Annotated in this window: 1 pseudogene; it reads right to left on the reverse strand. The window is 49.8% G+C overall.

Features of this window, described 5'->3' with window-relative positions:
• Positions 1–365: 365 nt before the first annotated feature.
• Positions 366–486 (reverse strand): annotated as a pseudogene (locus tag AC1DLB_RS31965) (ABC transporter ATP-binding protein); the annotation flags it as partial.

The following is a 486-nucleotide window of genomic DNA, read 5'->3' on the forward strand; positions in this document are numbered from 1 at the left end:
TCCAACATCAGCGTAGACGCTAAAACAAAAGCGGCATCAAGCAGTTGCCAGTAATTTGTGACAAATTACATCGGTTGACTTTGCTTGTCATGCCCGACGGGTTGGACGCTATCAAGACGCCATCTGTGATCCGTTGAGGGTAAGCGCGATTTTGTGAAAGGAACATGAAAAACCGGTAGGTGATTCGTTTTATTTCAAGCCCATACAGGCACTGTTCAGGCTTCTACCGGCTCATCGCATTTTTTGTAGGGAAAGGCGTACAGAAGTGTCTGCCTTGATGGACTTGCGCTGCATTGCTTAGTTGTTTTTTTGAATTGTTATATTCGGGGGCGATTTCGTTTCTCGCCCGTTACCGATTCAAAAGCTTAAGGTTCGCTCAGTACATGAGCATGGCCGATGGTCGACACATGAACCTCGCTCCCAGCGGGTGGCGCATGCATGCCGGAACTGCGCACCAGCAATGAACGCCCCGGACGGTCATCAGCG

The organism is Pseudomonas sp. 05N434 (assembly GCF_056396965.1).